Genomic DNA, 19,497 nt, shown 5'->3' with positions numbered 1-19,497 from the left:
TATCCGCACCGCGTTAATCTGCGACAATGAGTGGCTCTAGCTTAGGCGCTAAAAATTCAACCACCATGGGTTGTGCTTCGGCCGTTGGATGGATGCCATCGTTTTGCATAAGAGCGGGGTCTAAGGCTATTTCCTGTAAGAAAAAAGGAATGAGCGGCACATCGTATTGCTGGGCAAGGCTGTGGTAGTTTTCGGTAAACATTTGCGTATAGCGTCGACCGTAATTTGTGGGGATTTGAATTTCCTGCAAAATCACTTCAATGTCATTGCGTTTACCCAGTTCAATCATTTGCGCCAGGTTGTCTTTAATTTTCTTCGGATTATGTCCCTGCAAGCCGTTGTTTCCGCCAAGCTCTATGTAAAGGTGCGTGGGTTTATGTAAGTCTATTAGTCGAGGTAAGCGCGCAAGACCGCCGTCGGTTGTATCGCCACTAATTGCGGCATTTACCACATCAATCGGCAGACGTTTTTCATCCCAGTATTCTTGTAACAAAGATACCCAGCCTTCAGAGGCAGTCAAACCATAGGCTGCACTTAAACTATCGCCTAAAACGAGTAATTTATATTCGCTTACATTTTTGTCATCTTCGAGAGCGCTTAATCCTTGATCTGAAAAGGCTAAAAATGGGAATAAAACTACAATAAACACCGCATATTTGACTGATTTCAATGCAGGCGTGCGAAACTTATTATTACCTTTACCCGTAAAACGCGAACGAAGCGCCGAATAAACGCTCGAAATACCAGATACTAAACCGCAGGATGAAAAAACTGACACTATGACAATGGCCTCTACAATTATCGAAACAAAAAGCTTAGTTAAAAAAGTGACTACGAGCGAGGGCGAATTACAGATCCTTCAGCCCATTAGCTTTGACGTTAAGCAAGGCGAATCTGTTGCAATTATCGGTGCGTCTGGGTCGGGTAAATCTACATTACTTGGTTTGCTTGCTGGCTTGGACGAAGCAAGTAGTGGCGAAATACTGCTAGATGGCGCGCCACTGCACGATATGGATGAGGAGCAACGAGCCCGAATTAGAGGCGAAAAAGTTGGATTTATTTTTCAAAGCTTCATGTTAGTGCAAAGCTTAACGGCGCTGGAGAACATCATGCTGCCTGCTGAAATTTCGGGGCTCGACAAACCCAAACAGCGTGCGCAGGAAATTTTGCAGCAGGTCGGGCTTGACCATCGCGCCACACACTTTCCTAATCAGTTGTCAGGCGGTGAGCAGCAGCGCGTAGCCATTGCCCGCGCCTTTATCACCAATCCCAAAATTCTGTTTGCTGATGAGCCAACGGGTAATCTAGATTCGAAAAACTCGCAAAAGGTAGAAGAACTGTTGTTTAAGCTTAACCAAGATTCCGATACCACATTGGTATTGGTGACCCACGACGACGAACTGGCAAAGCGCTGTCAGAGGCAGTTGCGCATGAGCGCAGGTGAGCTTGAGGAAGAAACTCAGCGCTTACGCGTCATCGCTGGAGGCGAATAAGCATATGGAGGCGTCTTCTAAAAAACTTGGTGGGTCTTCGATGAGCCAAAGTACCAACTCAAATATGAGCATGTCATTTTCTTTGGCATGGCGCTTATTTAAGCATGAGGCCAAGCGTGGCGAACTCACGATTATTTTGCTCGCAATAGTTCTCTCTGTTGCTTCAGTGCTTTCGCTGTCTTTGTTCAGTGAGCGTTTGCAGCAGGCTTTAACCGACCGAAGCGCGGAGTTTATTGCTGCAGACAGTCAGCTTCGTTCACGCGGACCTGTGGATGAGGCTTGGATCAGCAAGGCCGCAGACTATGATTTACAAACCGCATTTCAGGTATCGACCCGCTCCATGGTGTTTGCAGGCGACGAACTTGCCTTGTCGGACCTTCGCGCGGTGGACGATGCTTATCCATTGAAGGGGAAAGTAAAGCTGACAGACATCGCCTTTGGTGAGGGGCAAGCAGTTGAACGCTCTCCCCAGCCAGGGGAAGTGTGGATTGATTCACGACTTTATCAACTGCTTGGTATTGATAAGGGCGAACAAATTGAAGTAGGCGACGCAACGCTCACTGTCACTGAAATTTTAAGTGAAATACCTGATGCGGGCTTTAGTGTTTTTAATACCGACCCCATGCTCTTGATGTCTTCACAAGATGTTGCTCAAACAAACATTACTGGGCCAGGCAGCCGTGTTAATTATAAATACTATTTTACTGGAGAGCCCTCCCAAATAGATGCTTATTACGATTGGTTGAGACCGCAGTTAAATCGCGAGATTCATCGCTGGACGAGTATTGAAGACGATGATTCGCCAATTGGCCGCTCGGTTGCCAGAGCAGAAGAATACTTTTTGTTGGCGAGCTTGCTTGCCATAGTGCTTGCCGCAGTATCAATCGCAGTAGCTGCACAGCGCTACTCTCAGCGTCACTTTGACCCCGTCGCTATCATGAAAACGCTGGGTGCAAGCAAAGCGATGGTGCGCCGCATCTATTTGATGCAGATTTGCTTTATCACCGCGCTTGGCATTGTAATTGGCGTAGTGGCAGGTTATTTGATTCAACAAGCAGTGGTCACGTTGCTAGCCGGGCAAGTCGAAGTTGCCTTGAACACTTGGTACTGGCGTCCACTTGGTATTGCAGTATTTACTGGTGTGATATGTGCACTGCTGTTCTCTCTTTATCCGCTTTTGCAGCTTTTTTCAGTGCCACCTTTGCGAGTATTACGCAAAGACATTCAAGCGACTTTATCCTCAAAAGCGCTGCAGTTTGTATTTTCTGGAAGCGCCGTTTTCTTGTTGATGTGGACATATAGTCAAAACTTACTTATCAGTAGTATTTTATTCGCTTCTGGGATCCTGCTGGTAATTAGCTTACTCGGCATGACCTATCTTTTAATTATGCTTGGACGAAAGCTGGGCAGCGGCAGCATGGGTTCATGGACCTTAGCATGGGCGAGAATACGTCGACGCGCTATGGGTAACTCCGTTCAATTGATTAGTTTCGCAATTACTATAATGCTACTGCTTGTCGTATTAGTGATGCGTAACGATATGGTCAAACAATGGCGCGACCAACTGCCAGAGGGCACACCCAATTATTTCATCGCAAACGTCACTGAAACACAAAAAGACGCGCTAAAAGAACACTTCACTCAAAACGATGTGCAATATGAAAAGTTTTATCCGGTTGCGCGCGGACGCTTCGTAGGGATTAATGATGAACGTATTCGTACAGAAATTACCAAAGAAGATCAAGAAGTAGCCAATGATGGCCGCCAAGGACTAGGGCGCGAAGCTAATTTAAGTTGGAGCACAGAGCTTCAACGCGGCAATATTATCGTTGACGGTCAGTGGCACGATAACTGGCAACAAGGCGAGCCAGTTCCCTTGAGTATTGAAACTGAAGTGGCCGGACGCTTGGGCATTGAATTAGGGGATGTACTGACTTTCAATGTAGGCAGTGAAGTTATCACCGCTACCGTTACGAGTATGCGAGAAGTCGACTGGCAAACCTTGCAACCCAACTTCTTTTTTGTGCTGCACCCAAAAGCAATGGAAAGCTTTAGTGCTACTTACATAACAAGTTTCCATTTGGATGAAGCGAGAAAATCCGAAATTTCCCGCATTATGGCGCCATTTGCCAGCGTAACCTTGTTTGACGTCGATGCTAGAATTAATCAATTGAGAGAAATTATCGATCAGGTGTCCATGGCGGTTGAATTTATACTGGTGCTTGTGCTGATTGCCGGTGCGTTAGTGCTGATTGCCCAAGTGCAGGCCAGCATGGATGAACGTTTACAAGAGCTGGCGATTCTCAGAACCCTCGGTTTGAAAGGCTCAAGTATACGCTTTAGTGTGATCAATGAGTTTATTATCATCGGCACGGTTGCGGGGCTAATGGCAGCGTTGGCGAACGAATTTAGTTTGTACATGCTGCAAACCCAAGTCTTCCAAATGCCGCCATCGGTGCATGTCGAGTACTGGGCAATTGCACCAAGTGCAGGTGCTATCGTAGTAGGAATATTAGGCGCAATTGGGTGTTGGCGCTTGCTGTCGTTAAATACAAGTCATCTGTTGCGAAAAATGGTATGACGTTGAGGCGCGCCTCTTCAAGTTTTTCGGCTCGCCACTGACATTCATGACCGTAAAATCACGAGTGAACTGATATATTGCATGCACTTTCAAAGTACCATTGGCATTCTTGGCATTGAATCCACCATTGTCAGGAACCCTCAAAAGAATGCTCGCGCCAGTCGCACTGTTTGCTGATATGACAGCATCAGCATATCGCTTTGACTTGGCATTTTAGTGATATGTTATCGAAATCTTATGTATTGACAAAAAAGAGCTATAAAAGCTATTCTGGCTGTATTAGTTATTACTAACGAAAGGTCATAAACATGGAAATTGTTAGCTCAGTAGATGCAAAAAACGCTTTTGGTGATGTTGTCATGAAAGCACAAAAAGAGCCAGTGTGTATCAGTAAGAATGGTAAGCCAGCAGCCGTCATGATATCTATGCAAGATTACGAAGAAATTCAATCTCTTCGAGAAAGGCTTCTTCATCAGCGACTGGATGAAGGATTAAAAGCTGCACAAAAGGGGTGTGTATCAGATAGTGAAGATGTGTTTAAAGAGCTAATGGATATCGCCAGTGTCTAGGGTTGTTTTTGCAGACAATGCAAAAAGCGACCTTAAGGAGATTGTTTCTTACACTAAGAATAAATGGGGAAAAACACAGGCTATAAGCTATATTTCAGCGCTAAAAAAGCAAACTGAGATACTCGCAAACATGCCAACGATGGGGAAGTTATACGACCCATATAAAACGAGTGGAGTTCATGTCTTTCCTTTTGAAAAACATCTAATTTATTATATTCAAAACCCTAAAGGTATTACGGTTATTCACGTTCATCATAAGGCAATGGAGCAATCTATTAATGTCTCACCACAGGGAAGAACTTGAATTAATGAGTAGTATCTGCAAAACATTATTCATCCCGATCGCCCTGTAACACCGTTGGCAATCACTAGATAACATTCATCGTCACCACCCAATAAAATCGATGCCGACCACTTTTAGCCTCAAAATGCTATTGAGCGAGAGGGGGAGGTTTTCTTCGCCAGCTTTTTACGCTTCAGCAGTGTCGCAATCTTTTGCACGCTCGAATTTGCTTTCAGGAGGTACTTGGATTGACTCGCCGCCAATACTGCTGCACCTGCGCCTGCGGTGAGCACGCATAATAGGATTTCAATGGCTTATTCGTTATGAAAATCCACAAGCTAGTTTCTGGTTCGACGGTTTTTGCCCGACTTACTCATTTTGTATCTCGCCGCGCACAAAACGCAAGTATCTTCTTATAGCGCAAACTCAATATCAGGGTTGTCTGCTTTTAGTTTAGCTTTGCATTGATTCACCAAGTCATCTTTTACCCATTCAACAGGGGTATCTGGCAGTTGATTAATGGGCATGCTCATTAACTCATTACTTGGCGATGCAATATAATCAGGTAAGCCTAAGTGTTTGCGAATAGCCAGCCACATGAGAATTTCGATAGGGAAAATAAAGTAGTTAGAAGAGGTAAACTCAGGACTGAATTCATTGCCGTATTCGTCGGTTGTCACATCTTCATCCGACTGTGCAATATGAAATTCCGTTAGGCTATCGACAATGTCAGACAGCAACTGCGTGTCGCCGGTATCCCAATTATCTAACGCGGTTTGATATACGCCCAGATTCTCAGGATAACGCGTACCTTTTTTATCAAGTGCCTTACCTTGCCAACGACAGAAAAGCTCAAGCATAAACCAAGGGTGTGTAGGATAGACCAAGCCTCCATCATATTGTTTACCGTAAAGCATTTTCATCAGCAGATTGCCATATTGTTTTGCTTTGTCGTATTGTCCGAGGTAGAGCAATTGGCCTAGGTGTTTGACGGCAGTATTGAAAGAAACAGCAGATGAATATTTAGCTACCTTTTTACCGAGAAACTCGTACCAATTATTTGTTTCAAATGCAATGTATGATGCCTTAGCTAAAGTAGACATTTCAATGGTGTTAGTATTTACGCTAAGCTCGATAAAACTCCAATGGTAGTAAGTTGATAGGCGATCTAAATTTAATGCAACCGACCCCAACGTTTCTTCTCCTTTTAAATAGCGAGATAAGTCTGTAATGCGTTTGTTCAGTAGGTCAACATCACTACCATAAAGTTGGAAATGCTTTTTCCTCTTAGTATATGCTATTGAATCTTCAAGCGTCTGCATGCTTTTCCTTAAAATTATTAAACTGGAGGGTACTAAGGCTTAGGTAGCCAGTCTTTTTCAATTGGATTGGCCAGAAGAGTGCCGTTTTTATCCACATAAACATCATACTTTTTATCAATTACTGAGTTATCGTTTAACAATGCATCCTCTATTGCTTGCTGCGCCTTTTCGGCCTCCACATCCACCACACCATCGGTATAACCATCATCCTTATTGATTGCTCGCTCTAATCGGTCAGTAGTGTAGGCTTCTCCGCCCATCGTTTTTTGGTCGCCCCTCAGCGGAATATCTTTTGGCTTACCATCATTCCAAAGCCGCGCTTGCTGTGTCGTTTTCACTTCTGCCCGAATAATATCGCCATTCGCTTTTTTAGCCACAATGTCCACGCCATTGCCAGATTTATTTTGCACCCGGTAAAAGGTCTCGTAGCCATCGGCTCTGAGCATATCCTCTACAATAGATTCACCGTAGTTACCCAGTTTTTCTCCCGGTTTGAGTGCACGGGCCTTAGTGTAATCAAAGGGCATTGATTTATTTGGCACAACTTTCGGCTTATCCTCCAACTCAAGCTGTTGCTTAGGTGCCGAATTTACATCCAGATTATCGCCTTGCTTAAGAGAGGGGGAGGTTTTCTTCGCCAGCTTTTTGCGCTTCAGCAGTGTCGCAATCTTTTGCAGGCTCGAATTTGCTTTCAGGAGGTACTTGGATTGACTCGCCGCCGATACTGCTGCACCTGCGCCTGCGGTGAGCACGCATAATAGGATTTCAAAAGCCAGGATACCGCCTATTTTTTCTTTTTCGACAATGGAGTGTGCATCAATGTAATCATAGGGAAAGGTCGCAATTTGTTTCAGCAGAGCCTTGTCATCGGCAATGGCAAGGAGCAACTCAAAGGCATCCGCCAAATCATCTAGCTGTTTGGCGCTATGGACAAATAAGGTTTCTAAGTCTTGCTTAATACCTTGCGCATCGCCTGCGGCGAGTTTTTTAAGGGCGTTCAAGGCGGCATCTCGTGCTTCGCCTTGCACTTCATCTAGCAGTAGGGCTAAATCGCAGGCGCCGACAACGAAGTTTTTACCGCCCTGATAAAGGCCAGTGAGCTGTGCCCCTTTGCGGATGAAGTACTGGCTGATAAAGCTTTCTTGTTCAAATAATGCATCTTCTCTGGCAGCAATGACTTTCACTTCGGCTATCATGGCATTTAGTGCGTTTGACAGCTGTGTTTTTTGCCGCGTTAATTCCGCTTCTATTTCATCGCTATCGCTCACATAGACCACTTGACAGCTACCTAGCGGTAAACCACTTAAGCTAGCTTTGCCTTTACTCAGCGTGCCGGTGTGTTTGGTGCCTGCACTGTCAGTGACTTCAAAGGGAATATCGTCTACGGGGGATGTATCATCAAAGCAATAATCGAGTTCGAGATTGGCGGTGGCCTCTTCTGTGATTTCCTGTGTTGGCTCAACGCCCGGTGCAATCGCATTGCCTTCAAAGCTATCCTCACTGGTGTCATCATCCAGCAAATCATGGCTATCTGTTTTGGGCAGTGATGATGTAGGCCAATAGAAGCCTTGCTGCAAACGGCTGAATTTATTTCTCGCAAACATATACCGCCCTTGCAGGGAGGGATTGACTTCATATTCTACTTTTGCAGATGTGGGCAGGTTTTTGTCTTTTGTGCTATCGATGTTTTGAGCGTGTTCGCTCTCAAGTGGCTTTTTTTCAACAAAAATAGGGGAGAAGGGTATATTGCTATGGTGGTGCATCAGCACTATGTCGCCTTCGTTTATGGCTTTAGTGAGCTTATCGAGGGTGTTGCTGTCGCGCTCAGGAATGCTAAAAGCGGAAAAACGCTTAATCACCTCGTCGATGCCGCGCACCTCAGGATTAAACTTATCGTGGTAGGCTCGCGTCACATAGCTTAGCGCCACAAAGGGCTGCTCTAGTTTGCCCAACTCATGGGGTTTAACATCCTGTATCCATTTAAGTGTCATCATGTGGCACCGGCTCCTTTGCTTGCAATATGAATCATACTGCACTTCTTGCAAATGCTAGTCGCGAGTTTTCAGTGTTTCAATAAAACTAAGATATAGGTCTTTTGCGAGGTTGACAAGGGTACTTCTATCAATCGCGTGACACACATTGGTATGCTGTGTTATTTCGCAAACCGTTTGGACATGGGCACAGCGCTGACACCGTGGGCAAAAACGCTTATGAGAATGGTAAGCACGACAATCGAAAGCGCTTGGTCGTATTGTTCTAAACCCAGCTCGGTGATCACCATCAAAAGATATAAGACTGAAGCGATTCCTCTTGGGCCGAACCATGCGATAAAACACTTTGTGTAGGGCTTAATCCCAGTGCCGATGAGTGAGATGTACACCGGGATGAAACGAATAAGCGTTAAGCTCAGTAGTGCATAAATGATGGTTTTTATATCCCAAAATGGCAAGAAGTGGGGAAGAGCAACTGCACCAAACACAAAAAACACAATGAGCGATAAAAGTTCACCGAACGCCTCTCCAAACTCACTCGAGCGCGTTAGCACTTTTGGGATTTTCGAACCCATATGTTTAGAACCAAACAGCAAGCCTGCAAAAAAAGCTGCGATAAAGCCGTTGCCGCTAAAAGCCTCCGCCAAAGAGTATGCTAAAATTGATAATGCAATAGCAGATATTTGGTGAAAGGTCGCATTCATCCAGTTTCGATGAGTCGCCCAATCTATGCATTTTGCACCGATGATGCCCACTGCAGCACCCACTAGCGGGCCGATAGTGAGTTGCATAGCCAAAAAGCCGTACCAGTAACCGTCGTGCCCTATAGCCGAATTACCGTAGCTTAACACCGCCATGCACAATAGAATGGGAGGAAGTGCAATACCATCGTTTAAGCCACTTTCTACACTGATACCTTCTCGGATTTTTTGTGGAACATGCTCATTATTGACTACTGCTTGCCCCAGCGCAGCATCTGTAGGTGAGAGCATCAGTGCAACTAACATTAATAGCCAAATACTGCTATTGGGAAACATCCAAACAGCCACTAGCGTGCCAAGCACCATTGAAAGCGGAAGGCCTATTCCCAGTAAACGACTAGGGATGCCACCTAAAACACTCCCAAGCGTCTTAAAACGGATGATTGAAGCGTCAACAAACAAAATCAAAATCAAGGTGATTTCTGCGACGAACTTCAGCTCTTCGGAGGTAATGTTTAGCTCTAAAACATCTAAACCCAAGGATCCAAACAATGCACCTGCTGCCACAAATACCATTGGACCAGATACCAAAGTGCGATGTGATAGTTTAGAAGCTAAGCCAAACGCGAGCAATAAGCCCGCGAGGATGATAAATACTGAATGACTGTGCATAATGTAGGTTTACACTTGGGCCAAAGCTTCTTTGTATTTGATGCCTAAACGTTCATAGATAACATGGTAGCTGTCTTGTTGTTCATCAGTCGATAAGGCTTCAATTATCTCAATAAGGTAGTCATTATCTTCATTGCCAAACCAGTTTTTCACATATTCGCCCGTTTTATAGCCATTGGCTTGTCTGAAATTATTAAGCGCATTTTTGCCGCAGTACCAGCTAAGAAGTTGCTCAGGCTTTAGACCCAGAAAAGCGGACGCGGTAAAAAAGCGAGGGTAGTGAATGTTGCCAGTTGTAAAATCAACGTCCATTGCATCCATAATTTGATTGGCGTCTTCTGCAGACATGGCTGCAACTTGCTCCTCATCAATAGGCATATTGAAGTAGCTTAATAACAAGGCTGAGACCGCATCAACGTCACCTTTAAAGCGAACCAGTTCTTCAGAAATGATAAAATGCAGAGCATCTACCATTTCCATTGCAGCGTTATAGTAGTCGGGATTATTTGCCTTCCACCACTTCCATGAGCATAAATGATCAATTGCCTCAACGGTTTCCATTTTCGCCGCGCGCAAATAATTCGGAGGATTATCGAGCCAGTCTGGTTTGGCTATATCGTTAGTTGTTTTTTGCAGCAGGACAATCTTGTTGATTTGTTCAAGTGAAATCATGAATCGTTGTTTCCGAGGGGGTTGGTATCAAGCGCGATATTATTTGTTTGCGCGCTTGAACTGACAAGCGCTAAGGCGTCGAGACTAGCGACAAGCGCTCAAAAAATCAATGTATTTTATCGTAAATCCAAGGCAGCGAGCGCATCAGCAAGCACCGGGAACGAAAAGTTAAACCCTGCGTTTTCAAGGCGCATCGGAATAACCTTTTGACCGTAGATAACCAGCTCAGATGATTCTCCCATTAGCGCTTTTACCGCAAAGGTTGGCGTTGTAAAAATACATGGCCGATCCAAACGTTGACACAGCTTATGAGCGAAAAAAGCATTACTCGCAGGCTTTGGCGATGTAAAATTGAATGGGCCGCTGCACTGGTCATTTTCGAGCAAAAATTGAATCCCGCGCACCATATCGTCAATATGTATCCACGACATAAACTGTTTTCCATCGCCTATAGGACCGCCTAGACCCAATCTAAACGGCATGAGCATTTTAGACAAAGCGCCACCATCATCACTTAGCACCACACCCGTGCGCAACACGCAAGTCCGTATGCTTGCGGTGTTGGCAATATCTTCCCACTTGGCGCATACGGTGCGGCTAAATTCCTCATGGAAGTCTTTAAAGTCCTCTGTGATTGGCGTGTCGTCTTGGCGTCCGTAGTACCCTATGGCAGACCCGCTGATAAACACATCGGGTTTATCTTGTGCTTGATTAATCATCGCAACAAGGCGCTCTGTAATCTGCCATCGAGACTGACAAATTCGCTCTTTTTGAGCGTCGCTCCAGCGTTTGTCTGCAATGGGTTCGCCCGCTAAGTTAACAATTGCATCATAGCTGTCAAGTGAATCAATATCATCCATTGCAATGGCTTTAATATCGTTGCCTAAAAGGCGTAGCGCTCGGCTAGGGTCACGCGTCACAACGGTGATATCGTATTGGTCCTTGAGTTTTTTGATTAAGTGGCGACCAATCAGTCCAGTGCCGCCTGTGAGCAACATGCTTTTCATTCTGCTGAATCCTTAGTATGCATGGCGATTAACACGCTTAGTCTTTTGTACATGAAATGGCTAGTGACACTGAGTCAGAGAAGCGTAAGGCGTGTGGTTTGTCGACTTCAGCCTCGGCTGTGATCACCCATGGGTGCTCTGCCGCGATCGCAAGTACATCTGCTGTTAATTTTTCTAATAGTGAGAATCGGTTGTCTTCAACTAAACGAATAATCGCTTTTGTGATGGTTTTGTGATGGTTTTGTAGTTAAGTGCATCTTGCATTTGGTCGCTATCAGTCGCTTTTTTCGCGTCGTACTCTATGGTGACGTTAATCACGACGTCTTGCTGGTTCTTTATTTCATCTTCATTTATTCCGATGTAAGTGCGAAGGCGAAGGTTTTTAATGCGAATAGTGGCAAGATTTAAATTCATGTAGATTCTACTTCCTTATTGGATTGATGTTGCTCATAATTATTGTTTGAATTTGCGATATCGCAAGGTATCCATTAATGCATTTTTGCAACGAACAGTATTCGCTTATGTACTAATACAATCACGGACACATATATGGATTTAAAACTTACCTCAACCACTAAAGTACTGGTCGTAATGGCGGCAGTCGTCATTGTGCTTGCAGGTATTAAGGCCGCCAGTGTGATTGTCATTCCCTTGTTGCTATCAGCCTTTATTGCCATCGCCGTTAGCCCGTTAATTAACTGGTCTGCACAATATCGCGTGCCTCGATGGCTCTCTATTAGCTTAGTTATACTGTTGATGGTAGTGATTGGTTTTATGTTAGCCGGCCTTATCACCCAATCGCTTGCAGAATTTCGTCAAAACATGCCGGTTTACCGAGACCAATTGTCTGGAGAGTTCGCTTGGATTGCGGATAAACTTGCTCGTTTTAATATTCACATTAATCGCGAATTAGTTAGTGAACATCTAGACCCTGGCCTTGCGATGAACGTAGCGACTAATTTTATCACTGGCCTTGGCACGGTGCTTTCGAACGTATTTTTAATTTTGCTAACTGTGCTATTCATGCTATTCGAAGCCGATAGTATGCCGCGGCGCGTGCATGTCGCCATGGCAGACCCAGACATGAAGCTCACACACATCGACCGTTTTCTAACATCGGTGAATCAATATTTAGTGATAAAGATGCTAGTTAGTATGGGCACTGGCGCGTTTATTGGTATCTGGCTTTATATTTTAGGCGTAGATCACTTTATGCTCTGGGCCGTGTTAGCATTCATGCTCAATTTTATTCCCAATATAGGTTCCATTATTGCTGCAGTGCCCGCTATTTTTATGGCCTTTATTGAGTTTGGCTTTGCCAAGGCGGGCTTGACTGGATTAGGTTTTGTCGTGGTTAATATGGTAATGGGCAATTTAATTGAACCGCGCTTTTTGGGTAGAGGCCTGGGCCTGTCGACACTTGTCGTATTTTTATCCCTTATCTTTTGGGGCTGGTTACTCGGCAGCGTGGGTATGTTGCTCTCAGTGCCGCTGACGATGGTGGTGAAAATTGCGATGGAGTCACGTGAAGAAACGCAATGGCTTGCATTGCTGCTCTCCTCTGAAGCAGAGCCAGAAAATAAAACCATTGATGCCTTGTCTGATGCAAGTGATGCAGCGAGTGAAACGAATTGAGCTGTTTAAGATGTTTACGATAATTTCCCAACGACTAAAATGCCGAACGCTCATGGAAAGAGCGGTGTTTTCGGTTGCAGGACTTAGCATGTTAGCAGTTATCCCAATGTTAGTTGCGCGTTTTCGCGCAGAGCATTGGCTCATGGTAGCGCTAGACGGTGCTCTTATTATCGCCTTCTTCCTCATCAGCCTGACTATTATAAAAGGGAGATACATGGACCTCTCCCGCTATGTCCTGACATTCATGATTTGCATGGGGATGATTGGCACAACGGCGATAGGCCAATCTAGCAATGCCTATTGGTTGTACCCCGGCATCACGGCTATTTTCTTCATCGTGCATGCAAAACTTGCGTTCACGCTAAGCTTTGCCATTTGCGTTATTGTATTTCCTTTTGTCATTGAGCGTTTCCCGCGCATTGAGGTATTTACGCTTTATGCGACAATTGTGCCGATTGTCGTGTTTGTGTATGTGTTTTCTGAACAGCTCAGACAACTGCATCAAAACTTGCGCTCCCAAGCCACAGAAGACTTTTTAACCCAAACGGGCAATCGACGAGCCTTTGACTACGTTGCCCATCAATGTATTGCATTGATGCAACACGAAAACATGAGTAGCGTGCTAGTGTTGTTTGATATGGACCACTTTAAGCGCCTCAATGATACCTATGGTCATAATACGGGAGATGCTGTCCTAAAAGACGTGACGGCTATCGTCCATCAGTGCTTACGCAGCTCCGATGAACTCTATCGACTAGGCGGCGAAGAGTTTGCGATTATTTTACAAGATGCCTCAGAAGATGATGCGCTTGGCGTTGCAGGAAAAATTAAAAGTTGCATTGCACAAAGCACCCACTCAGACTTGCCGAAATACACTGTGTCCTTTGGTATTAGCCGCTTGCGCTCATCTGAATCAGTGGCTGATTGGATGGAGCGCGCAGATAAGGCGCTCTACATGTCAAAACAAAATGGTCGCGACCAAATAAATGTTGCCTAAGGCTATGGAGTAATAATTGAGCCGTCGCTGACGGCTGCTAGGGTAGCACCTTTTTATAGGGTTTGACGGTTACAGTCGCGTACACATCAGCCTTTGCATACGGATCATCACCTGCCCAGGCTTTGGCTTCTTCCAAAGACTCAAATTCAGCAACCACGAGTGAGCCGGTAAAGCCTGCGGGCCCTGGGTCTTCTGAATCAATCGCCGGATTTGGCCCAGCAAGTAAAAGTCGCCCTGCAGCCTGCAAGGATTGTAATCTGGCTAAATGTGCTGGCCTAGCCTCCAAGCGCCTGGCTAAGGAGTCGGGTTTATCTTCGCTTACGATGGTGTAATACATAATCAAACTCCTACTTGATAGTGGCGGCCTTCATCTTTTGCACAAAGCCCGTGAGTTCGCGCAGCATTTTGGGTACATCATTGAGATGTTCTTCGATGATGTTAACCGTTGCGGAACCTGATATCGCACCAGCTGCGCCGCTTTTTATTGCGCTAGCAACTTGTTCTGGCGTAGAAATCCCAAAGCCAAGTAATGGTGGTGCAACTTGATACTGCTCCAATTGCGCAATTAAGGTCTCAGCGGGTATTTCTGCGGCGGTCTCTGCGCCAGTTACACCTGCGCGTCCGAGTAAGTAGGTATAACCACTCGAGCGTTCACCAATAGCGCTTAAGGTTTCTTCACTTGCGTTAGGCGGTGCAATCAATATCTGCTGAATATTATGCGTTTGCGCTATATCAATAAAGCGGTCTGCTTCTCTAAGCGGAACGTCTGCAATTAAAATAGAATCCACGCCCGCTTGTGCCGATTTTTGGTAGAAATCATCGATACCGCGTGCCAGCACCAAGTTGCTATATAATAGTAATCCAATAGGAATGTCGGGATGTGCATCGCGAACTTTGGCAATAATGTCAAAGCACTTCTCAGGATTGACCTTATTTGTGAGTGCACGAATACTGGCTTTTTGAATCGTCGGGCCGTCTGCGATGGGATCAGAATAAGGAATGCCGAGTTCAAGCGCATCCGCTCCACCTGAAATGAGTGCTTCAATGATGTGAAATGATACTTCTGCGTCAGGGTCGCCTAGCATGACAAAAGGAACAAAGGCGCCTTCATTTGCGCTATCCAAGCGTGAAAACATATTTTGGTAGCGCTTCGTTCCCTCAAAGTGTTGCGTCGTCATCAAAGCTTATCTCCTAAAATGTTTGTCACGTGAGCCAAGTCTTTGTCGCCCCTTCCAGATAAATTGACCACAATAATGGTGCCATCTTCCGCCTCTTCAGCCATATTGAGCGCGTGCGCAATGGCATGTGAGGATTCAAGTGCGGGAATAATGCCTTCTTTTTTTGCCAGCAGTTGAAAGGCATTAAGCGCTTCGGTATCGGTTACCGCATGATATTCTGCGCGACCAATATCGGCTAAATAGGCATGCTGTGGGCCAACCGCAGGGTAGTCAAGGCCAGCACTGACCGAGTATGACTCTTCAATTTGCCCATCGTGGTCTTGCATAATAAAGGTGAACGCGCCGTGCAAAATACCTTTTGTACCGGTGCATATGGTCGCGCCATGTTCTTTGGTATGGACGCCTTTGCCAGCCGGCTCTACGCCCACTAGCTTAACGCTAGGCTCGTCAATAAAGTCGGCAAACATGCCGATGGCGTTTGAACCGCCCCCTACACATGCCACTAAAGCGTCGGGTAAGCGTCCTTCTTTCTCCATGATTTGTGCGCGGGTTTCTTCGCCAATCATACGATGATATTCACGCACTATGGTTGGGAATGGATGCGGACCTGCTGCCGTTCCCAATAAATAATGCGCTTTATCGTAAGTTGCAGACCAATCTCGCATGGCTTCGTTAACCGCATCTTTAAGTGTGCCAGAGCCTGAATCAACAGGAATGACCTGTGCACCCATAAGACGCATTCTAAATACGTTGGGGGCTTGGCGCTCAACATCTTTTGCACCCATGTAAATTCTGGCTTTTAGTCCCAACAGTGCACAGGCAAGGGCAGTTGCTACGCCGTGCTGCCCCGCACCAGTTTCTGCAATTACTTCGGTTTTCCCCATGCGCTTGGTCAGTAGCGCTTGGCCAAGCACTTGGTTAGTTTTATGCGCGCCGCCGTGAAGTAAATCTTCACGCTTTAAGTAAAGCTTTACATTAGGGTTAGCCACTAAGTTTCGCGCAAGCGTCATTGAAGTAGGACGACCTGCATAGTCTTTTAATAAAGCCATAAACTCGGCTTGAAAGCTTGGGTCTTCCTTAGCATCTAAAAAAGCCTTTTCCAGCTGGTCAAGCGCGGGAATGAGGAGTTCGGGGACGTACATACCGCCAAAGTCGCCAAATTTCGTTTCAAGTTGATTCATGGTGTTCTCCTCTTTATATTCTGATCGTTGCAAACAAGTGCTCAATGCTTGCTGTATTTTTTATTCCAGGTGCATCTTCCACTTTGCTATTGACGTCAATGCACTCAAGCGCTTTTAGTCCTGAAGTGCGAGTATTTATTAGTGTGCGTCGCGCAGCGCTTGCGTTATCGGGTGAAATGCCGCCTGCCAGTACTACTTGTTTGTCGGTCTTAATGTGAGCGAGTAAATCCCAATTGAAGGGCTGTCCAGTCCCTCCGGATTGCTGGCCGACTTTACAGTCAAATAAGATGCGATCAATATGTTCGTTTGCCTCTATCGAATCCAAACGCTGTTGAATGTGTTCAGCGGTATCATCGGCTTCTACAGGAAGCACTTTCCATATAGCTGTAGCGTTATTATTGGCATGTAAAGCTGTGGCAAGCTCATGGATGTACTGCTTATCTTCATTACCATGAAGCTGAACGGCACATAAATCCAAGCGATTTACATACTCTACAAGCTGTTTAATTGGGGCATCTACAAATACGCCTACATAGTTGAATGGCGCGTGGGCGCAAATGCTGGCCGCTTGCTCAAGGTTCACATAGCGCGGTGATTTCTGGGCAAAAATAAGTCCCATGTAGCTTGCCGGTGTTTGTGAAATACTATGTGCGTCACGTTTTTGGGTAACGCCGCATACTTTCACTTCTCCATATGCTAATTGACTCACTGCTCGGTTTAGGTCTGCTTGCGCCATGAGCGAAGAGCCAACTAAGTAACCATCAACTAAGTGATTTAAGCGCAGTAAGTCTTGATGCGTGTAAATCCCCGATTCTGAAATAATCACTCCGTCAAAGTCAGTGGCGCGAATTTGCGGAACCAAACGCTCGGTGGTTGCTAAATCAGTAGATAAGTCCCGTAAATCGCGGTTATTAATGCCAATAATTTTTGCATGAAGCGCCAATGCGCGTGCCGTTTCCTCTTCATTGCTCACTTCGGTTAACACTTCCATACCTAGCTCGAACGCAAGGGAGGAAAGTTCGCGGTATTCATCATCCGATAATACTGACAGCATTAATAACACTGCATCGGCGTTGTAAAAACGCGCCAAATAAATTTGATACGGAACAACAAAAAAATCTTTATTTAGCACGGGTTGCTTAACACGGGCTGTCACATATTCTAAATATTCAAACTTGCCTTGAAAGTACTTCTCGTCTGTTAATACGGAAAAGCAGGCGGCCTCTTTTTCGTAAGCACTGACAATTTCATCTAAATCAAAATGTTCTCTGATCAAACCTTTGGACGGCGACGCTTTTTTGCACTCAAAAATAAAGCCCGCGTTTGGCTGACTAAGCGCTTCAATAAAGGATTTATTGCATGGCTTTAGTTTGCGAATAAAGCTTTGCAAGGGAAAGTCTGTTTCGCGCTGGGCTATTTCAGCGCGTTTGTCATCAACGATTTTAGCAAGCACGTTGTTGGCATAAGACGCCTTTGTAACAGTAGTGCTTTCAATTGCTTGAGTCACTTCAGGCTCCTTTTTGGCTGATGCTGGCAGCGTGTTCAATTGTGTTAAGCGCCTCACCTGATGACATGACGGCTTTTGCTTGGTCGAAGCAGTCGCTTAAACTTCTTTGTGCTTGGTTTACCCACAGCAAGGCAGCTGCATTCATGGCAATCGCATCCACATGGGCGGCTTTGCCAGTCCCGCTTAAAGCGGCTTTAGTAAATTCAACATTTTGCGCAGGTTCACCGCCTTTGATTGCATCTATATTGGCCGGCGTGGCACCAAAGTCAGCCGCTTCAAACTGCATGGACTGAATTTTGCCATTGTTGATGTGGCGTACCTCAGTTGTACCATGAAGGGCAATCTCGTCCAAACCATCGCCGTGGACCACTAATGCATTTTGATGACCAAGCTTTTGGAGAACTTCAGCATAGATGCCTAATAGCGTCGGGGTGTATACACCGTATACGCCATTTTGAGGCTGTGCAGGATTGGCAAGCGGGCCAAGTATGTTAAACAGCGTTCTTGTTTTAAGGCATGTACGCACGGGCATGGCGTGAGCGACTCCCGCGTGGTAGTTAGGTGCGGCCAAAAAACACAAGTTTGCTTCATCCAGGCAGCGCTTCGCGCTTTGTGGCGTCATCATTAAATCCATACCAAAGCCAGCAAATAAGTCGGAAGAGCCTGATTTGCTTGAAACGCTGCGATTACCGTGTTTTGCAACTTTAATTCCGCAGCAGGCAGCCACTATCGCTGCCGCGCTAGATACATTGATTGTATTGTGGCCATCCCCACCGGTACCAACAATATCGCTCAGTGGATACGTAATGTGAGGGAAGGGCTTTGCATTATTCACCATTGCACTAGCGGCACCGGCAATTTCGTCTATATGCTCGCCTTTCATTTTAAGCGCAACCAATACGGCAGTAAGCAAGGTGTCGTTTAGCTTTCCTTGCATAATGTCGTTAAATAGCGCCCTGGTTTGCTGAAAACTTAAGGTTTCGCGCTGATATAACTGCTCTAATGCTTCCAGCGCAGTTGCATCGCTATTTGAATGATTTTGAGAATGGCTTAGTTGGGTCATAATGTTTGCTTAAAACCTATCCTTATTTACCAGAAAATCTATGGCGTGTTCGAGCAATAAACTGCCTTCGCAGCTAAGTATTGACTCAGGGTGAAACTGAAAACCCAGCATTTTATCAGTCTTATGCAGTATCGCCATAGGAAGATTCCCTATGCTGGCAATAACTTGCAAACAATCTGGTACGCGAGTGGCTACTAGTGAGTGATACCGCGCCACCGACAGTGGATTAGGAAGCGCCTGAAACAAAACCTCAAAATCGTGCGCCATTAACGACGATTTTCCATGCATGACTTCTCCTGCGCGCCCCACCTCTCCACCATAAGCCTCAACAATCGCTTGATGCCCAAGACAAATGCCAAGAACTGGGAATTGCGCCTTCACTTTTTGCAGTATCTCGGGCATGTTTCCTGCGTCGCTGGGGCTTCCCGGTCCGGGTGAGAGCATCAAAAGAGTGGGGCCTTTAGCTTTATAACCATTCAGCGTTTGCAAAATGGTTTCGCTTGCGACGGAGTTTCGAAAAACGGTGAGTTCTACGCCCATCACTCTCAGTTCGTCGACCAAGTTGTAAGTAAACGAGTCGTGATTATCAATGAGCACGACTTTTATCTGGTTTTGTTTAATATGGCTAGTTGGTGTGCGTTCCAT

At 45.6% G+C, this 19,497-nt stretch carries 18 protein-coding genes and 1 pseudogene; 6 read left to right on the top strand and 13 right to left on the bottom strand.

The genetic code is table 11. The features are described from left to right. Positions 1–13 precede the first annotated feature (13 nt). Positions 14–670 carry an arylesterase gene (locus PN836_RS05475; RefSeq protein ID WP_395345486.1) on the bottom strand — a complete coding sequence of 219 codons (657 nt, stop codon included), beginning with the start codon at positions 668–670 and terminating at the stop codon, positions 14–16. Between the two features lie 109 nt (positions 671–779). On the opposite strand from PN836_RS05475, the gene PN836_RS05470 reads away from it, so the two are divergent. The 4 genes from PN836_RS05470 to PN836_RS05455 all read left to right on the top strand — a co-directional run bounded on the left by PN836_RS05470 (position 780) and on the right by PN836_RS05455 (position 4,947). Next, positions 780–1,493 carry an ABC transporter ATP-binding protein gene (locus PN836_RS05470; RefSeq protein WP_395344253.1) on the top strand — a complete coding sequence of 238 codons (714 nt, stop codon included), beginning with the start codon at positions 780–782 and terminating at the stop codon, positions 1,491–1,493. Between the two features lie 64 nt (positions 1,494–1,557). After that, the gene (locus tag PN836_RS05465) at positions 1,558–4,074 is read left to right on the top strand and encodes an ABC transporter permease (protein WP_395345484.1); all 2,517 of its coding nucleotides are present in this window, start codon (positions 1,558–1,560) and stop codon (positions 4,072–4,074) included. Between the two features lie 308 nt (positions 4,075–4,382). After that, entirely contained in the window at positions 4,383–4,643 is a 261-nt protein-coding gene (locus PN836_RS05460) for a type II toxin-antitoxin system Phd/YefM family antitoxin (RefSeq protein ID WP_395344252.1), read from the top strand. Next, positions 4,636–4,947 carry a type II toxin-antitoxin system RelE/ParE family toxin gene (locus tag PN836_RS05455; protein ID WP_395344251.1) on the top strand — a complete coding sequence of 104 codons (312 nt, stop codon included), beginning with the start codon at positions 4,636–4,638 and terminating at the stop codon, positions 4,945–4,947. The genes PN836_RS05460 and PN836_RS05455 overlap by 8 nt, the downstream gene beginning before the upstream one ends. Positions 4,948–5,339: 392 nt before the next feature. Here the strand turns inward: PN836_RS05455 and PN836_RS05450 are convergent, their stop codons facing one another. The 6 genes and pseudogenes from PN836_RS05450 to folX form a co-directional block, all read right to left on the bottom strand. Continuing rightward, positions 5,340–6,248 carry a hypothetical protein gene (locus PN836_RS05450; RefSeq protein ID WP_395344250.1) on the bottom strand — a complete coding sequence of 303 codons (909 nt, stop codon included), beginning with the start codon at positions 6,246–6,248 and terminating at the stop codon, positions 5,340–5,342. A gap of 32 nt (positions 6,249–6,280) precedes the next feature. After that, on the bottom strand, positions 6,281–8,242 hold the full coding sequence (locus PN836_RS05445) for a hypothetical protein (RefSeq protein WP_395344249.1): 1,962 nt from the start codon (positions 8,240–8,242) through the stop codon (positions 6,281–6,283). A gap of 158 nt (positions 8,243–8,400) precedes the next feature. Beyond that, positions 8,401–9,612 carry a cation:proton antiporter gene (locus tag PN836_RS05440; RefSeq protein WP_395344248.1) on the bottom strand — a complete coding sequence of 404 codons (1,212 nt, stop codon included), beginning with the start codon at positions 9,610–9,612 and terminating at the stop codon, positions 8,401–8,403. Positions 9,613–9,621: 9 nt separating this feature from the next. Next, positions 9,622–10,284 (bottom strand): dUTP diphosphatase, encoded by a 663-nt coding sequence (locus PN836_RS05435; protein ID WP_395344247.1) that lies wholly within the window; start codon positions 10,282–10,284, stop codon positions 9,622–9,624. 116 nt (positions 10,285–10,400) lie between these two features. Next, entirely contained in the window at positions 10,401–11,291 is an 891-nt protein-coding gene (locus tag PN836_RS05430; RefSeq protein ID WP_395344246.1) for a TIGR01777 family oxidoreductase, read from the bottom strand. 37 nt (positions 11,292–11,328) lie between these two features. Continuing rightward, positions 11,329–11,705 (bottom strand): annotated as a pseudogene (gene folX / locus PN836_RS05425) (dihydroneopterin triphosphate 2'-epimerase). A 135-nt stretch (positions 11,706–11,840) separates the two neighbouring features. Between folX and PN836_RS05420 the strand changes: the two are divergent. Both PN836_RS05420 and PN836_RS05415 read left to right on the top strand, forming a co-directional pair. Then, positions 11,841–12,926 (top strand): AI-2E family transporter, encoded by a 1,086-nt coding sequence (locus PN836_RS05420; protein WP_395344245.1) that lies wholly within the window; start codon positions 11,841–11,843, stop codon positions 12,924–12,926. Positions 12,927–13,014: 88 nt separating this feature from the next. Beyond that, complete coding sequence (locus PN836_RS05415) at positions 13,015–13,923, top strand: GGDEF domain-containing protein (RefSeq protein ID WP_395344244.1); 909 nt, start codon at positions 13,015–13,017, stop codon at positions 13,921–13,923. A gap of 37 nt (positions 13,924–13,960) precedes the next feature. Here PN836_RS05415 and PN836_RS05410 read toward each other — a convergent pair whose 3' ends face one another. From PN836_RS05410 to PN836_RS05385, 6 genes are read right to left on the bottom strand one after another with little or no spacing between them, the layout of a single operon-like run. Further along, positions 13,961–14,260 (bottom strand): YciI family protein, encoded by a 300-nt coding sequence (locus PN836_RS05410; RefSeq protein WP_395344243.1) that lies wholly within the window; start codon positions 14,258–14,260, stop codon positions 13,961–13,963. 10 nt (positions 14,261–14,270) lie between these two features. Continuing rightward, a complete protein-coding gene (trpA, locus tag PN836_RS05405; protein WP_395344242.1) occupies positions 14,271–15,101 on the bottom strand; it encodes a tryptophan synthase subunit alpha in 831 nt (276 codons plus the stop codon). After that, complete coding sequence (trpB, locus tag PN836_RS05400; protein WP_395344241.1) at positions 15,101–16,282, bottom strand: tryptophan synthase subunit beta; 1,182 nt, start codon at positions 16,280–16,282, stop codon at positions 15,101–15,103. The genes trpA and trpB overlap by 1 nt, the downstream gene beginning before the upstream one ends. Positions 16,283–16,295: 13 nt before the next feature. Then, positions 16,296–17,789 carry a bifunctional indole-3-glycerol-phosphate synthase TrpC/phosphoribosylanthranilate isomerase TrpF gene (gene trpCF / locus PN836_RS05395; RefSeq protein WP_395344240.1) on the bottom strand — a complete coding sequence of 498 codons (1,494 nt, stop codon included), beginning with the start codon at positions 17,787–17,789 and terminating at the stop codon, positions 16,296–16,298. Position 17,790: 1 nt separating this feature from the next. After that, the gene (trpD, locus tag PN836_RS05390) at positions 17,791–18,852 is read right to left on the bottom strand and encodes an anthranilate phosphoribosyltransferase (RefSeq protein WP_395344239.1); all 1,062 of its coding nucleotides are present in this window, start codon (positions 18,850–18,852) and stop codon (positions 17,791–17,793) included. Positions 18,853–18,861: 9 nt separating this feature from the next. Beyond that, entirely contained in the window at positions 18,862–19,497 is a 636-nt protein-coding gene (locus tag PN836_RS05385) for an aminodeoxychorismate/anthranilate synthase component II (protein ID WP_395344238.1), read from the bottom strand.

This window comes from Ningiella algicola (genome assembly GCF_028401415.2).
Classification (GTDB): Bacteria; Pseudomonadota; Gammaproteobacteria; order Enterobacterales; family Alteromonadaceae; genus Glaciecola.
This window is presented reverse-complemented; position numbering and strand designations above follow the sequence as displayed.

What these genes read in the sequence shown, in the direction of transcription:
- PN836_RS05420 (WP_395344245.1), top strand. Translation starts at nt 11,841, where the DNA reads ATGGATTTAAAACTTACCTCAACCACTAAAGTACTGGTCGTAATGGCG.
- trpA (WP_395344242.1), bottom strand. Translation starts at nt 15,101, where the DNA reads ATGACGACGCAACACTTTGAGGGAACGAAGCGCTACCAAAATATGTTT.
- PN836_RS05445 (WP_395344249.1), bottom strand. Translation starts at nt 8,242, where the DNA reads ATGATGACACTTAAATGGATACAGGATGTTAAACCCCATGAGTTGGGC.
- PN836_RS05415 (WP_395344244.1), top strand. Translation starts at nt 13,015, where the DNA reads ATGTTAGCAGTTATCCCAATGTTAGTTGCGCGTTTTCGCGCAGAGCAT.
- PN836_RS05385 (WP_395344238.1), bottom strand. Translation starts at nt 19,497, where the DNA reads ATGGAACGCACACCAACTAGCCATATTAAACAAAACCAGATAAAAGTC.
- PN836_RS05465 (WP_395345484.1), top strand. Translation starts at nt 1,558, where the DNA reads ATGAGCATGTCATTTTCTTTGGCATGGCGCTTATTTAAGCATGAGGCC.
- trpB (WP_395344241.1), bottom strand. Translation starts at nt 16,282, where the DNA reads ATGAATCAACTTGAAACGAAATTTGGCGACTTTGGCGGTATGTACGTC.
- PN836_RS05440 (WP_395344248.1), bottom strand. Translation starts at nt 9,612, where the DNA reads ATGCACAGTCATTCAGTATTTATCATCCTCGCGGGCTTATTGCTCGCG.
- PN836_RS05450 (WP_395344250.1), bottom strand. Translation starts at nt 6,248, where the DNA reads ATGCAGACGCTTGAAGATTCAATAGCATATACTAAGAGGAAAAAGCAT.
- PN836_RS05460 (WP_395344252.1), top strand. Translation starts at nt 4,383, where the DNA reads ATGGAAATTGTTAGCTCAGTAGATGCAAAAAACGCTTTTGGTGATGTT.
- PN836_RS05470 (WP_395344253.1), top strand. Translation starts at nt 780, where the DNA reads ATGACAATGGCCTCTACAATTATCGAAACAAAAAGCTTAGTTAAAAAA.
- PN836_RS05430 (WP_395344246.1), bottom strand. Translation starts at nt 11,291, where the DNA reads ATGAAAAGCATGTTGCTCACAGGCGGCACTGGACTGATTGGTCGCCAC.
- PN836_RS05435 (WP_395344247.1), bottom strand. Translation starts at nt 10,284, where the DNA reads ATGATTTCACTTGAACAAATCAACAAGATTGTCCTGCTGCAAAAAACA.
- trpD (WP_395344239.1), bottom strand. Translation starts at nt 18,852, where the DNA reads ATGACCCAACTAAGCCATTCTCAAAATCATTCAAATAGCGATGCAACT.
- PN836_RS05410 (WP_395344243.1), bottom strand. Translation starts at nt 14,260, where the DNA reads ATGTATTACACCATCGTAAGCGAAGATAAACCCGACTCCTTAGCCAGG.